This window comes from Maricaulis sp., from assembly GCF_034670125.1.
GTDB lineage: Bacteria > Pseudomonadota > Alphaproteobacteria > Caulobacterales > Maricaulaceae > Maricaulis.
This window is the reverse complement of sequence record NZ_JAXMOC010000002.1, coordinates 270,143-283,956: the sequence shown is the minus strand read 5'-3', so window position 1 is coordinate 283,956 and position 13,814 is coordinate 270,143. Positions and strand designations below refer to the sequence as shown.

General features: G+C 62.7%; 13 protein-coding genes and 1 tRNA gene. 7 read left to right on the top strand and 7 right to left on the bottom strand.

Annotation, left to right across the window (positions count from 1 at the left end; translation table 11 throughout):
• Nucleotide 1: 1 nt before the first annotated feature.
• The 6 genes from VOI18_RS04695 (at nt 2) to hflX (ending at nt 6,775) form a co-directional block, all read left to right on the top strand.
• Nucleotides 2–1,390 (top strand): sigma-54 dependent transcriptional regulator, encoded by a 1,389-nt coding sequence (locus VOI18_RS04695; RefSeq protein ID WP_323761252.1) that lies wholly within the window; start codon nt 2–4, stop codon nt 1,388–1,390.
• A gap of 21 nt (nt 1,391–1,411) precedes the next feature.
• Nucleotides 1,412–2,785 (top strand): Trk system potassium transporter TrkA, encoded by a 1,374-nt coding sequence (trkA, locus tag VOI18_RS04690; RefSeq protein ID WP_323761251.1) that lies wholly within the window; start codon nt 1,412–1,414, stop codon nt 2,783–2,785.
• 3 nt (nt 2,786–2,788) lie between these two features.
• On the top strand, nt 2,789–4,192 hold the full coding sequence (locus VOI18_RS04685; protein ID WP_323761250.1) for a TrkH family potassium uptake protein: 1,404 nt from the start codon (nt 2,789–2,791) through the stop codon (nt 4,190–4,192).
• 9 nt (nt 4,193–4,201) lie between these two features.
• Complete coding sequence (locus VOI18_RS04680) at nt 4,202–5,077, top strand: D-amino-acid transaminase (RefSeq protein WP_323761249.1); 876 nt, start codon at nt 4,202–4,204, stop codon at nt 5,075–5,077.
• Nucleotides 5,078–5,153: 76 nt separating this feature from the next.
• Nucleotides 5,154–5,426, top strand: coding sequence for an RNA chaperone Hfq (gene hfq, locus VOI18_RS04675; RefSeq protein WP_323761248.1), 273 nt, complete (start codon nt 5,154–5,156; stop codon nt 5,424–5,426).
• Nucleotides 5,423–6,775 (top strand): GTPase HflX, encoded by a 1,353-nt coding sequence (hflX, locus tag VOI18_RS04670; RefSeq protein WP_323761247.1) that lies wholly within the window; start codon nt 5,423–5,425, stop codon nt 6,773–6,775. The genes hfq and hflX overlap by 4 nt, the downstream gene beginning before the upstream one ends.
• Here the strand turns inward: hflX and mazG are convergent, their stop codons facing one another.
• The 7 genes from mazG to VOI18_RS04635 all read right to left on the bottom strand — a co-directional run bounded on the left by mazG (nt 6,776) and on the right by VOI18_RS04635 (nt 13,525).
• Entirely contained in the window at nt 6,776–7,597 is an 822-nt protein-coding gene (gene mazG, locus VOI18_RS04665; protein ID WP_323761246.1) for a nucleoside triphosphate pyrophosphohydrolase, read from the bottom strand.
• A 325-nt stretch (nt 7,598–7,922) separates the two neighbouring features.
• The gene (locus VOI18_RS04660; RefSeq protein ID WP_323761245.1) at nt 7,923–8,777 is read right to left on the bottom strand and encodes an MBL fold metallo-hydrolase; all 855 of its coding nucleotides are present in this window, start codon (nt 8,775–8,777) and stop codon (nt 7,923–7,925) included.
• The gene (locus tag VOI18_RS04655; RefSeq protein ID WP_323761244.1) at nt 8,774–9,556 is read right to left on the bottom strand and encodes a TatD family hydrolase; all 783 of its coding nucleotides are present in this window, start codon (nt 9,554–9,556) and stop codon (nt 8,774–8,776) included. Before VOI18_RS04655 ends, VOI18_RS04660 begins: the two co-directional genes overlap by 4 nt.
• A gap of 2 nt (nt 9,557–9,558) precedes the next feature.
• The gene (locus tag VOI18_RS04650) at nt 9,559–10,608 is read right to left on the bottom strand and encodes a DNA polymerase III subunit delta' (RefSeq protein ID WP_323761243.1); all 1,050 of its coding nucleotides are present in this window, start codon (nt 10,606–10,608) and stop codon (nt 9,559–9,561) included.
• Nucleotides 10,605–11,240 carry a dTMP kinase gene (tmk, locus tag VOI18_RS04645; protein ID WP_323761242.1) on the bottom strand — a complete coding sequence of 212 codons (636 nt, stop codon included), beginning with the start codon at nt 11,238–11,240 and terminating at the stop codon, nt 10,605–10,607. The genes VOI18_RS04650 and tmk overlap by 4 nt, the downstream gene beginning before the upstream one ends.
• Before the next feature lie 4 nt (nt 11,241–11,244).
• On the bottom strand, nt 11,245–12,390 hold the full coding sequence (locus tag VOI18_RS04640) for a D-alanyl-D-alanine carboxypeptidase family protein (protein ID WP_323761241.1): 1,146 nt from the start codon (nt 12,388–12,390) through the stop codon (nt 11,245–11,247).
• Between the two features lie 121 nt (nt 12,391–12,511).
• Entirely contained in the window at nt 12,512–13,525 is a 1,014-nt protein-coding gene (locus tag VOI18_RS04635) for a septal ring lytic transglycosylase RlpA family protein (protein WP_323761240.1), read from the bottom strand.
• A 122-nt stretch (nt 13,526–13,647) separates the two neighbouring features.
• Here VOI18_RS04635 and VOI18_RS04630 point away from each other — a divergent pair.
• Nucleotides 13,648–13,735: transfer RNA gene (locus VOI18_RS04630), tRNA-Ser, on the top strand.
• Nucleotides 13,736–13,814: the final 79 nt, after the last annotated feature.

The following is a 13,814-nucleotide window of genomic DNA, read 5'->3' as shown; positions in this document are numbered from 1 at the left end:
AATGGCTCGCGACATACTGATCGTGGATGATGAGGCGGATATCCGTGAGCTGATCGGCGGCTTGCTGGAAGATGATGGATACGAAACCCGGGAAGCCGCTGACGCCGACGGTGCGCTGGCGGAAATCCGCGCCCGCAAGCCCTCACTGGTCATCCTGGACGTCTGGCTGCAGGGCAGCCGGCTCGACGGGATCGAATTGCTCGATGAGTTCCGATCGATCGATGCCAATATGCCGGTCATCGTGATTTCCGGCCACGGCACGATCGAAACGGCGGTCGCGGCAATCCGCAAGGGGGCCTATGACTTCCTCGAAAAGCCGTTCAAGAGCGACAAGCTGCTGCTGACGGTGACCCGGGCCCTGGAGACCAGTCGCCTGCGCCAGGAGAATGCGCAATTGCGTGCCAGGAGCGAGGCACAAAGCTCGTTGATCGGGGAATCGAGCGGGATCGTACAGGTCCGTCAGCTGATTGACCGGGTTGCGCCGACCAATAGCCGGGTTCTGATCCGCGGGCCATCGGGTGCCGGCAAGGAGCTGGTGGCCCGCCTCATCCATGAAAGTTCTCCCCGCGCCCAAGCCGACTTTGTAGCGGTCAGTGCCCCGGGCATGTCGCCGGATGGCGTTGAAGAGGAATTGTTCGGGCGGGAAAACGAGGACGGGAGCGTCAAGCATGTCGGTCTGCTGGAACGCGCGCATGGGGGCACGCTCTTTCTTGACGAGATCGCCGATATGCCGCGCGATACCCAGAGCAAGCTCCTGCGCCTTTTGGTCGAGCAACGCTTTCGCCGGATCGGCGGTGCGGCAGATGTCCAGGTCAATGTGCGGGTCATCTCGTCAACGGCCCAGGATCTGGCAAGCCGGATCCAGAGTGGCCTGTTCCGCGAAGACCTCTATCACCGGCTGGCGGTCGTGCCGGTACAGGTGCCGGCTTTGGCGGATCGCCGTGAAGACATCCCGCCGCTGGTCGCCCATTTTGTCGAACGCCTGACGGCTTCGGCCGGCTTGCCGCGACGCAAGTTCGGCGACGACGTCATGGCCGCCCTCCAGGCGCATGGCTGGCCGGGCAATGTCAGGCAGCTGAGGAACAATATCGAACGCCTCCTGATCCTCGCGACAGGTTCGCTCGACGAGCCGATTACGCTGGAATCCCTGCCGTCCGAAGTTGTCACGCGGGACAATCAGGATGTCGGCTATGATGCCGAGAAAATGATCGCCTTGTCCTTGCGCGAAGCCCGTGAAAACTTTGAACGGGAGTATTTGAAGGCACAGATCGACCGGTTTGGCGGCAATATCTCCCGCACGGCGGCGTTCATCGGCATGGAACGCTCCGCCTTGCATCGGAAACTCAAATCGCTCGGGGTCGGAAGTCCCCAACGCGAAGGCGCGGCCTAGCGCTCAACGGATGGATCGAACATGAAAGCGATAGTCTGCGGAGCAGGGCAGGTCGGCGTCGGGATCGCGCGGGCCCTCGCACGTGAGGGCAATGCGGTCACGGTCGTCGACTGGTCGACCGAGTTGATCGACAATGTGGTCACGGATCTCGACGTGCAGGGTGTGGTCGGTCACGGCTCGCACCCCGATGTGCTGGAGCGAGCAGGCGCGCGTCAGGCCGACCTGCTGGTCGCTGTCACACACTCGGACGAGACCAACATGGTCGCCTGCCAGGTGGCCCATTCGCTGTTCCATACGCCGACACGGATCGCGCGGGTGAGGGCGCAGAATTACCTCGACCCGGCCTGGGGTGACCTGTTCTCGACCGGGAACATGCCGGTCGACGTGGTCATTTCGCCGGAGCTTGAAGTGGGGCGGGCCATCCTGCAACGGGTCGAGACGCCCGGCGCCTTCAATACCGCGGTGTTTTCCGGCGGCCGGGTCCAGTTGCTCGGATTGCGGCTGGACGAGAACTCTCCCGTCGCCGGATCAACCACCGAGCAGGTGATGGAATTGTTTCCGGACCTTCGACTGGCGGTGGTCGGCGTCCAGCGAGAACAGACCCTTTTCATCCCCAAAATGCACGACCCGCTGCTCGCTGGCGACGATGTCTATGTTGTCACGGAAAGCCGGCAGGTCCGCCGGATTCTGGACATTTTCGGCCGCAGTTCGGAGCAGATTCGCCGGGTGGTCGTCGTTGGCGCGGGCAATATCGGGGTTTATGTGGCCCGGGCACTGGAGCGGGCTGGCGGGGTCAAGGTCCGACTGATCGAGGCCGACAAGACACGCGCCGAGGCGGCTGCAGAAAGCCTCAAGAAAACGGTCGTTCTTCATGGCGACGGGCTCGACGCCAAGCTGATGCATGAAGCCGGCGTCCGTGAGGCTGAACTGGTGGTTTGTGTGACCAATGACGACAAGGTCAACATGCTGTCGGCTGTGATGGCCAAGCGGGAAGGGGCGGAACGCGCCCTTTCGTTGATCAATGATCGCGGGTTTGAAGGATTGCGGGACGCATTGGGGATCGACGTGTTGATCGACCCGCGGGCGACCACGGTCTCCACCATCCTCCAGCATATCCGTCGCGGCCGGATCACCGGACTTCAGAGCCTGGGTGGCGGCCAGGCCGAGGCCCTTGAAGGGATTGCCCTGTCGACCTCACCGCTGGTCGGCAAGACCCTGGACGAGCTGGAATTGCCCGACGGCGTGGCGCTGGGCGCCGTGGTCCGCGGGGACAGGGTCATCCTGCCCTGTGACGAAGGTCGCATCCGGGAGAATGACCGGGTCCTGTTGTTCTGCAACACCGCCTTGATCCCGAAGGTTGAACACCTTTTCCGCGTCAGCCTCGAATATTTCTGATCCATGACGCCTGTCGCCTTCCTCCGGCCGCTTGGCGCCTTGTGGGTCCTTCTGGCCGGCGTGGCGCTGATTGCGGCCTTCGTCGCCGCCGCGATCGGAGAGCCCCATCTGGCGCCGCTGTTCGGGACAACGGCGCTGGTGGCCTTCATTCCTGGCATCTTCATTCTATCGGCAACACGCGGCTTGCGTTCCAAAGCGAGTGCGCTCGACGCCTTGGGACTGGCTTTGCTCTCCTGGATCACGGCGCCTGCCATGGCCGCCCTGCCGTTCTGGCTGACAGGCTATTTCGCTCCGATCGATGCCGTCTTCGAAGCCTATTCCGCAGTCACGACGACCGGCGCGACCCTTCTGCCGGCTGATGACCTGCCACGCTCGCTGATCTTCTGGCGCGCCATCCTTGCCTGGTTGGGCGGCTACGCGACGCTGCTGTTGGCGATCGGAATTTTTGCGGCCCTGGACAGGGACGTGCCGGCAATCCGCAAATCCGCCCTGCTGACCCTGCAATCCGACGATGTTTTCTCGCACCTTCCGCTGGCCGCCAAACGGGTCGGAATCATCTACGCCACCCTGACATCCCTGATCTGGCTGGGGCTGTTGTTCGCCGGCAACGGGCTGTTTGCGTCGACCGTCCTGTCGATGAGCGCAATATCGACCAGCGGCTACACGGTCGCCGACGGCGGGCTGTTGGCGACTATCGGCCCGATATCCACCCTCTGGATCGTGGTGGGGTGCCTGATCGGCTCGCTGAACATCGCCCTGTTCTGGGACGTATTGCGTGACCGGACGGTGCTTCGCGACCCGGACATTGCCGGGATTGGCGCATTGATTATCGGACTGGCGGCATTCTTCGTCCTGGGGCGGCCGGGCACACCGTTTTCAGATGTTATTGATGCCGCCTTCATCGTCTCGACCAGCGGCTTCTCAGCCGGCGGAGGCGTCATCCCGGCGCTTGCCGCAACCATTTTCGTAGTCCTGATCGGCGGTTCAGCGGCGTCCACCACCGGCGGGATCAAGGTGTCCCGGATCCTGTTGCTGTGGAAGCGGATGGGGGCGGAGCTGGCGGTCCTGTCCGACCCCCGCAGCGTGGTGCCGGTCAGTTTCCGCGGTCGCCGTGTCCGCGAAACGGCACTTGTCGGTGTCTGGTCTTATGTGTTGGCCTTCGTGGCTGCGATCGGCTTCGGCACCATGGCGCTGACCGCGACAGGCCTGGATTTCGAAACGGCCTTTCTGGCCATGGCGGCATCCCTCGCCAATATCGGTCCCTTGCTCGACCAGTCCGCTCCACTCGCCAGCTGGACCCAATTGCCAGACCAGTCGAAGCCCATTCTTATTTCGGCCATGATCTTGGGGCGATTGGAGGTTCTCGCGGCGGTCGCAGCCGTCTGGGCCCTCTTTATCCGGAAGTAACAATTCACCATGCGCTATGCCTATGTAAACGGTCATTATTGTCGACACGGCGACGCTGCCGTTCATGTTGAGGACCGGGGCTTCCAGTTTGCCGACGCGGTTTATGAAGTCTGGGGCGTGCGCTATGGCGGTCTACTGGACGCGGAGGGCCATTTTCAGCGCCTCGCCAGATCATTGCAGGAATTGCGGATCGAGCCGCCCTGTACACGGCCAGCGCTGATGCGGATCATCACCGAATTGCTGCGCCGGAACCGGGTCCGCCACGGGCTGGTCTACCTTCAGATTTCCCGTGGCCAGGCGCGCCGTGACCATGCCTTTCCCAAAAAGCCCGTGCCGCCGACCATCGTGCTGACCTGCAAACGGCTTGACTTCGCGGCGGCGGATACGCGCGCCGAGCACGGAATTGCGGTCATCACGGTCCCGGACCAGCGTTGGGGCCGTTGTGACATCAAAACAGTGAACCTGTTGCCCAATGTCCTCGCCAAGCAGGCCGCGCAGGATGCGGGCGCGACAGAAGCGTGGCTTGTCGACGACAACGGGTATGTCACAGAAGGCAGTTCGACCAATGCCTGGATCGTCACAAAGGCCGGTAAACTGGTGACGCGGCAGGCCGACAATGCCATTCTCCACGGCATCACCCGAGCCAGAATATTCGAGTGTGCCCAATCACTTGGACTGGAAGTCGAAGAGCGGGCCTTCACCCCGCAGGAGGCGGCCACGGCGCGTGAAGCCTTTTTGACCTCCGCCACCTCCTTCGTCATGCCGGTCGTCGCCATTGACGACAAAACGATCGCCAACGGGAAGCCGGGATCGCTCGCAACATCCCTGCGCCAGACCTATCTCTCGCAAGTCTATGTGAGCGGGCCAGCTTCCCACGCAAAATGAAGAGGTTGCAGGGCATGGCCGGGCCTGTATACCCTATCTACGAATCGCTGATCAAAGCGACGCATGCGGAGCCGACATGTCGCACGATAAAAAACAAAATCTCCAGGATGTCTTCCTGAATTCTGTGCGTAAGACCAAGACGCCCCTGACCATTTTCCTCGTCAACGGGGTCAAGTTGCAGGGCGTTGTCACCTGGTTCGACAATTTCTGTGTCCTGTTGCGCCGGGACGGCCTGTCCCAGCTCGTCTACAAACACGCCATCTCGACCATCATGCCGGCAGCGCCGGTTTCATTGTTCGAGGATGACAAGGCGGACGAGGACGCAGTCGAAGAGAGCGCCACCGATTGATAGAGCGCGAGGCGCCGGTTTCGCGCGCCCTTGTCATCCATCCTGCCAGCCGCGCTGATCTGAGCCGCGCCAACGCGCGCCTGGAAGAAGCCACCGGACTGGCTGAAGCCCTCGACCTTGAAGTCGGGGACGCCTTCATCGTGCAGACCCGCAAGATTGATAGCGGCCGCTATTTCGGACGTGGCAAGCTGGATGAGCTTGGCGCGATGATGACTGATCTCGAGGTCAATGTTGCCGTCATCGACACGGCATTGTCCCCGATCCAGCAACGCAATCTGGAAAAGACCTGGAATGTGAAGGTGATCGACCGGACCGGTCTGATCCTGGAAATATTCGGCCAGCGGGCGCGCACCAAGGAAGGCGTGCTGCAGGTCGAACTGGCCCGACTGGCCTATGAGCGGTCACGGCTCGTGCGCACCTGGACCCACCTGGAGCGTCAGCGCGGCGGCCGCGGATTTCTGGCCGGGCCAGGCGAAACCCAGATCGAGACCGACCGCCGCCTCCTCAACGAGAAAATGTCCAAGCTGCGTCGACAGCTCGACGAGGTCCGCCGGACCCGGTCGCTGCACCGCTCCCAGCGCCAGGACGTGCCATTTCCAACAGTTGCCCTGGTGGGTTACACCAATGCCGGAAAATCAACATTATTCAATAAGTTGACTGGAGCCGGCGTGTTCGCTCAGGACATGCCGTTTGCAACACTCGACCCGACGGTGAGGGCGGTCGACCTGCCTGGCGGGACCCGCATACTTCTGTCGGATACCGTTGGTTTCATTACCGATTTGCCGACCGAGCTGATCGCCGCCTTCCGGGCCACGCTGGAAGAAGTCCGCGAGGCGGATCTACTGGTTCACATCATTGACGCCTCGGATCCGGACCGGGATGGGCGTATCCAGGATGTGGAGAGCGTGCTCGACGCCATCGAGGCGGGGCCGTCGCACGAGCAGGCAATGATTGAGGCGTGGAACAAGTCAGACCGACTGGACGATGAAGCCACGGAAGATCTCGCCATCACCGTGCAAATGGCCAATCTGAAGGCCGGCAAGCCGGTCAAACTGCCCGTGTCTGCCGTGACCGGGCAGGGCGTCGATATCCTGATTGATGCCATCGAACGCGCCTTGTCGAGTGAAAACGAGCGCCTCGAGATCCTCATTCCACCGCAGGATGCCCGGGCCCTGGCCTGGTTGCACGCCCATGGCGACGTCCTGGCCAGCACAATCGACACGGCCACTGGCGCAACGACCCTGCAAGTCCGGCTTCATCCGGTCGAGGCCGGTCGCTTCCGGTCGCAGTTTCCTGACTTGGCCATCCCGCAGGGAATTGGTGAAGTTGAAGACGATGACGGGTTCTGATCAGACCGGCTGACGCGCCGCCTTTTCGAGTGTCTTGGCCTCGTCCCACAAGCCTTCCATTTCAGCGAGCGACGTGTCTGCAAACTTGCGCCCCCCGGCAGCAAGTGAAACCTCTATATGCCTGAAACGACGCTCGAACTTGGTGTTGGCAGCGCGTGTCGCGGCCTCCACATCGACTTTCATCTTCCGCCCCAGATTGGTAGACACAAAGACGAGATCACCGATTTCCTCGGCCACGGCGTCGATGTCACCGGACGCCATCGCTTCCCGGACTTCTGCAAGCTCCTCATCGACCTTGTCGAGCACCTGTTCCGCCGTTGGCCAGTCAAAGCCGACGGTGGCGGCGCGTTTTTGAAGCTTTTGGGCACGTTTGATAGCGGGCAGGGCGACAGGAACGTCATCGAGCAGGCTCTCGCCCTTGTCCGACGCCTTGCGTTCGGCCGCCTTGATCGCCTCCCACTCAAGGGTCTGCGTGTCCGCGTCGCGGCTTGAGGCATCACCAAACACATGCGGGTGTCGGCGGATCATCTTGTCATTGATCGCTTGAACCACATCGTCAAAGTCAAACAATTCGGCTTCTTGCGCCATCTGGCTGTGAAAGATGACCTGAAGCAGGAGATCGCCGAGCTCGTCTTTCAGCTCGTCATAACGCTCGCGCTCGATGGCGTCCGCGACTTCATACGCTTCTTCGATCGTGTAGGGCGCGATGCTCCGAAAATCCTGTTCAAGATCCCAGGGGCACCCGCCGTTTGGATCGCGGAGCTTCGCCATGATCGCGCGCAAGCGCTCGATCGGGGAGGTGTTTTCGGATGGGTCAGACATGACAGCTCCACAAAACCGGCGGGACAGATTCGCTGCGACCATAAGCTGATTTCAGCGGCACCGTGCGTTGAGCGGATACTTAAAGCAGCAAGAAAAATCCGACATCTCATACCACGTGAACTAAGACGCACTTACAGCATCGGGTGATGAGGGTGATATATAGCCCTGAAAAGCCGAGCATATTTTCTGCGACACCTATTGGGGGCGAGGCCCTGATTGCTCAAGAGCGAAGCATTATAACTCGCATAATAAATATTATGAGAAGGAACGTGCAAGATCATGGATGGGCACAAGACGGCACGCCGATCAGACGAGGACGGTCAGGTCAGCCGATTTGCTCAATCGTCCCGTCATCGGACGCCAGGATTCGCAAACCATCGAACCCAGCCTTCACGCCTTCTGGAAGCCGCGCCGAAAGCGCGGCGTGGTCGAGCGTGATATGGAGATTGGTCAGGACACCGCTGGCAGCTTTGACACGAGCCAGTGCCGCCAGCGCGTCATCCACATTGAAATGGGTTGGATGCGGCTCATCGCGCAACGCGTCGACGACCCAACAACTCACCCTGTCCAGGATACTGGCGCTTTCATCGGGCAATCCGTTGATGTCGGCAGAGTAGGCAAGCTGTCCGATCCGGAAGCCGACAGACCGGATGCGGCCATGCTCCTGGTCGAACGGCGCAATGCTCACACAGCCGCCCGGCCCGTCAATTTCAAGCACGTCGCCAAAATCCGGCATCACCTTTTGATCAAGGATCGGCGGATAGCCGGATCCGGGAGGCGCGGCAAACGTGTAGCCGAACCGGACCGTCAGGGTTTGCCGTGTCGCCACATCCATCCAGACCGGTATGCGTTGACGCTGCAGGTAGGCAAACGCCCGCAGATCATCAATGCCATGGGTCTGGTCGGCATGGTCATGGGTCAGCAGGACCGCATCAATCCGCCTGACTTGCGCCGACAGCATCTGTTCGCGAAAATCCGGCGACGTATCGATTACCACCCGGGTAACGGCCTGCCCGTCCGACAACGCGGCCCGCGATCGGGCCCGCTCGATCAAGGCGGAACAGCGACGGCGCCGGTTTTTGGGGTTGGCCGGGTCGCAGTCGCCCCAATCGCCATTGGCCCTGGGAACACCGCCGGACGAGCCGGTGCCCAAGAGCGTCAATCGGGTGACGGCGCTCACGGTCGGTCGACCTTGTCAAACAGACGGAAGAAGTTCCGCGTTGTGATCTCGGCACACATTTCGTCGCTCCAGCCCTTCACCTCGGCGAGCCCGTGCGCGACGTCCGGCAGGAAGGACGGCTCACACCGACGGCCGCGATGCGGTACCGGCGCCAGATATGGACAATCGGTCTCCACGATCACGCGGTCATCCGCCACCTCATCGCGGAACACCGCGCGGACATCGTCCGCCTTCTTGAAGGTGATGATCCCGGAGGCTGCGAAGTAGGCTCCCAGCTTCGACGCCCGACGGGCCAGACCGGCACCGCCCGTATAGCAATGCAGAAGCGGACGAAAAGCCCCCTTCCCCATTTCCGCTTCGAGCAGGTCGGCCATGGCGTCATCGGCCTCCCGCGTGTGCAGGATCAGCGGCAAGTCAGTGCGCCTGGCGGCATCAACATGCGCCAGAAGTGACCGGAATTGCTCATCTTTCGGCGAGTACCCGTAATGAAAATCCAATCCCGTCTCGCCGATGCCCACGACTTTGGGATGCTGCGCGATCTCGATCAGCTCGTCGGCGGTGATGTCCGGCCTGTCCTTGGCATGATGCGGATGGGCGCCAATCGTGCACCAGATATCGTCATGGCGCTCGGCGATCGCTGAAACAGCCGGGAAATCAGCTAGCTGGCAGCAAATTGTGATCATCCTGCCAACACCGGCGGCGCGCGCCCTGTCAATGACCAGATCGAGATCATCGGCGAATTGCTCGCCATGCAGATTGACGTGACTGTCGACGAACATGGTCAGGCTGCGGCCTTTTCCTTGCGAGCCACATCCCGGACCTGCCCGAGCGCGCTCAAGATTGACTGCCTGGGATCGAGGTAGAGTTCGTTGGCATCACGGACAAGCGCATTGATGCTGCGCCAGCAGTCAAGCCAGGCGGTGCTGTCCTGACCCGCCGCGGCGCGGTCGCGCGCCTGAAGGCGAATGGCATTGCCCAGGACTTCATAAAAAAGGTCCAGCATTTCCTCCTGGCCCTTCCGGCCCAACCGGTCTGCCAGCTTGCGGATATCCGCGTCGCTGGCCGATGCGCCCCGGTCCACCAGCAGATTGACGTCCGCAGCAAGGTCAACGCCGCCGCCCGCGATGAATGCCAGCGCCCGTCCCGGTGCACCGGCCGCCAGTCGCGCCGCAGCCATCGCCGATCCGGCATCCGGCGCACCACCGGTCTGTTCAAGCCATCCAGCCGTGGCCTCGACGTCCGGCGCGCGCAAGGCCAGACGCCGGCAGCGGGACCGGATTGTAGCCGGCAGGCGACCCGGCGTGTGCGTGACAAGAAACAGCACGCCCTGCTTGGGCGGCTCCTCGAGCGTCTTGAGGAGAGCGTTGGCAGCATTGTTGTTCATGTCGTCGGCGCAATCGACGATGCACACACGCCAACCGCCGCCGCCCGAACTCATTTCGAAGAAATGCGGCGCCCGGCGGGCTTCATCGACCGTGATCTCGGCGCGCCAGCGTTTGCGCTTGTCGTTCCAGGGGCGCCGCAGCAGCAGCAGGTCTGGTGTGGCCTGGGCTTCGATGACCTTGCAAACCGGGTCCTGGGATGAAGTCCCCAGAGGCCCCGCTTCCGGCATTGGCCGGGCGCCCAGCACCCGGCGCGCCGCCCGCCAGGCGAAGGTCGCCTTGCCGACGCCTCGCGGGCCGGTAATCATCCAGGCGTGGTGCAGACGGCCCGTGTCCCAGGCTGATGCGAAGGCAGTTTCAGCGGCGTCATGTCCAAACAGGTCGTAGCGCTCACGCGGCGGCAGGCAGCCCGGTTGAACATCGGAGCCGATATCCGGATCGGTGCTCATGCGGCACTGGTCAGGCGATCATCGACGGCCTCAATTGCGGCACGCAGCACTTGCTCTTGCGACTGCGACCCATCGAGGATGACGCAACGCTCCGGCTCTTCGATCGCGATTTCCAGAAAGGCCCGCCGCAATCGCTTGTGGTAGTCAATATCGAATTTCTCGAAACGCGTGATCTTCTCGCCGCGCTTGATTGTCCTTTGACGCCCGGTCACTGGATCAAGATCGACAATGAGCGTCATGTCCGCCCGGAACTCGCCCAGCGCGAAGCTTTCAAGTTTCGCCAGTTCGGGACCACTCAAACCGCCGGCGACGCCTTGATAGGCGCGTGTGGAATCGGCAAACCGGTCACATAACACCCACGCGCCGCGGGCCAGGGCGGGCTTGATGCAACGCTCCACGTGATCGACGCGGGCTGCATACATCAACAAGGCTTCTGTTCGCGCAGACCAGCGTTCCACTTCGCCGTTCAACAGCAGGTCGCGCAGCAATTCCGCGCCGGGTGTCCCGCCAGGTTCGCGGGTGACGACAACATCAATATTGCGGTCGGCGAGTTCGTGGGTCAGGCCCTGGACCAATGTGGTCTTGCCAACCCCCTCGCCGCCTTCCAGCGTAATGAACTTGCCGTTCGCCATCCGCTCAACCCCTCAGCATGTGGGCGAGCGCCGCGCCGATCCGGCCCATCAGACCCTTTTCGGCAACCGATTCCGCGGCGACCAGATCGAAGGACCGGGCTTCATAATCGGGCGCTTCGACAATCAGACTGCCGACAATCTCGCCCTCCTCGATCGGCGCGACCAAGGGGCCGTCATAGCTGACGGTGACGGTCAGGTCGCGGCGGGCCCGGCGGTGCAGACCGGCCGTGACATCCGACGCAACGCGCAGGGCTACCGTTTCGTTCTCGCCCATGAAAACCTCGGCGCGATGGTCAACCGAATCGCCGGCCTCAAACAGGCGGTAAAGGCTGTAGTCGCTCAGCGCAGAGCGCATCATCCGCTCCGCCTCGCTGGCTCGGTCGGCATTGGACTCCATGCCGTTGAACACAATGATCCGGCGCTCGCCATCGCGCTCGGCCGAGCCGACCAGCCCGTAACCACTCTCTTCGGTATGACCGGTCTTGAGGCCATCGGCGCCACTGAACACGCCAAGCAGCGGGTTGCGGTTGTATTGGCGGATGCCGTTATAGGTGAATTCGCGCTCGGCCCAGATGCCGTAATAGTCGGGATGATCCTCGATCAGGATCCGCGCCAGGCGCGCCAGGTCCAGGGCGCTGATGCGATGATCGGGGTGCGGCCAGCCGGTGGCATTGGCGAAGCGGGCGCTGGTCAGTCCGAGTTCCCGGGCGCGATCAGTCATCATGTCGGCGAAGGCCGCCTCACTGCCGCCAATCGCCTCCGCCACGACGATACAAGCGTCATTGCCTGACTGGATCACGATCCCGCGCAGCAGATCATCGACGCGGGCCCGCGAATTGACCTCGAGGAACATGGTCGACGAGCCGGACGCCGCACCGCCCGTGCGCCAGGCATATTCGGACACCGGCAGCTCGTCATCGAGCGACAGCGAGCCGGCCTCGATGGCCTCGATCAACATGAGCACGGTCATCATCTTGCTCATCGAGGCGGGCGGCATCGGCTCGTCAGCATTGCGGGCGAACAGGACTTCACCGGTCTCGGCGTCAAGGATGACCGCATGGCTGGCATCGGTCTGATAGGTGGTTTGCGCCAGAGCGGGCGCACAGATCAGGCATGAAAGAATGAGGGCAATTGCTGAATATACGCGCACGTCGATACGCTCCCTGGCCGGAATCGGTACTGCTTCGAGGCGAGATCAGCATTGAAGCGCGGCAAGACGATGGCGTCCAGCGCCGCGGGCACGATCACGGCAGGGCGCGACAGCGCACCGGTCAGCGAGTGGCCACGATCCGCGAGTCATGGATGCCATGATCGCTCAGCGAGACGCGCGCCGCCTGCGCCGCGGTCCGATCGGTCCAGCGGCCGAAAAAGACACGCCAGACCGGCCCGCCCCCGGACTGGCCAGGCTCGATCCAGATGTCCCCGGCACCGTCGAGGCGGCGCACGAAGGCTTCCGCATTGGCCGGGTCGGAAAATGCGCCAAGCTGGAGCGAATACTGACCGGTTACGGGCACCGCAAGGGATGACCCGACGGTGTTCCCCGACATCGACCCGGCGGGTCGCGTAAGCGGTTCCGGGGCCGATTGCGAGTGCAAGGCCGGCGGTGCCGCCACCGGAGCGACATGGGCAGGCGCGGCTTCCGCCACCTGCACAGGGGCCGGCCGCTGCGCCGGCGCCGGGTCGGCATTGGCATGGTAGACCCGATTGGGCGGAGCACCATCTTCATGGGCCGGCCCGAGGTAACGCACCCGCACCCGGGCCAGGCCGCTGCCGATATAGTCGAGCTCGGTCGCCGCCGCGCGGCTGAGATCGATCAGACGGTCCTCAACGAACGGGCCGCGATCATTCAGGCGAACGATCACCGAGCGACCGTTTTCCAGATTTGTGACTTCCACGATCGAGGGAATTGGCAGCGTCGTGTGCGCCGCCGTCATGGCGTGCTGGTCGAACCTCTCGCCATTGGCGGTCGGACGTCCGTGAAAATTGGGACCGTACCAGGAGGCAATCCCGGTTTCGTCATAGCGGTCATCGCGCCGCGGCCGATAGGTCCGTCCCGCCACCGTGTAGGCGCGGCCGATCTTTTGATGGGCGCTGGAGGCCGCAATCAGGCCGGATGGGTCAGTGGAACCCGACGCCCGCGTTCCGCCGCCCGCTGACGCGGACCATCCCGAGCCGGAGCCACCGGACCGGCCATCGGAATACGACCGCAGATGGCTCGGTGAGGACGAGCAGGCCGCGACGAGACTGATCGCCGCCACGAGGGTGAATAACCGCCAGATGAGCATGCCCGCAGCACTCCATTGCCGAAAACCGGTCAATCCAAAGTCTACCCCGCAATGGTGAAAGGAGCGTAAGCTGCATCTGGTGAGTTGCGCATCACCGGCCAAGCCGTCTAATTGGAGCGACCGGAGGGGTGGCAGAGTGGTCGATTGCGGCGGTCTTGAAAACCGTTGAACCGCGAGGTTCCGGGGGTTCGAATCCCTCCCCCTCCGCCAGTGTCTCCCCCGAAAGTGCTTCCCCGGCAGTGTATTCCCGGCAGGTCTTTGCCAAACTGCTCGTAGACCGTGCACACCT

What these genes read in the sequence shown, in the direction of transcription:
- VOI18_RS04655 (WP_323761244.1), bottom strand. Translation starts at nt 9,556, where the DNA reads ATGTTCGTCGACAGTCACGTCAATCTGCATGGCGAGCAATTCGCCGAT.
- mazG (WP_323761246.1), bottom strand. Translation starts at nt 7,597, where the DNA reads ATGTCTGACCCATCCGAAAACACCTCCCCGATCGAGCGCTTGCGCGCG.
- VOI18_RS04680 (WP_323761249.1), top strand. Translation starts at nt 4,202, where the DNA reads ATGCGCTATGCCTATGTAAACGGTCATTATTGTCGACACGGCGACGCT.
- tmk (WP_323761242.1), bottom strand. Translation starts at nt 11,240, where the DNA reads ATGGCGAACGGCAAGTTCATTACGCTGGAAGGCGGCGAGGGGGTTGGC.
- VOI18_RS04695 (WP_323761252.1), top strand. Translation starts at nt 2, where the DNA reads ATGGCTCGCGACATACTGATCGTGGATGATGAGGCGGATATCCGTGAG.
- trkA (WP_323761251.1), top strand. Translation starts at nt 1,412, where the DNA reads ATGAAAGCGATAGTCTGCGGAGCAGGGCAGGTCGGCGTCGGGATCGCG.
- VOI18_RS04635 (WP_323761240.1), bottom strand. Translation starts at nt 13,525, where the DNA reads ATGCTCATCTGGCGGTTATTCACCCTCGTGGCGGCGATCAGTCTCGTC.
- hfq (WP_323761248.1), top strand. Translation starts at nt 5,154, where the DNA reads ATGTCGCACGATAAAAAACAAAATCTCCAGGATGTCTTCCTGAATTCT.
- VOI18_RS04685 (WP_323761250.1), top strand. Translation starts at nt 2,789, where the DNA reads ATGACGCCTGTCGCCTTCCTCCGGCCGCTTGGCGCCTTGTGGGTCCTT.
- VOI18_RS04650 (WP_323761243.1), bottom strand. Translation starts at nt 10,608, where the DNA reads ATGAGCACCGATCCGGATATCGGCTCCGATGTTCAACCGGGCTGCCTG.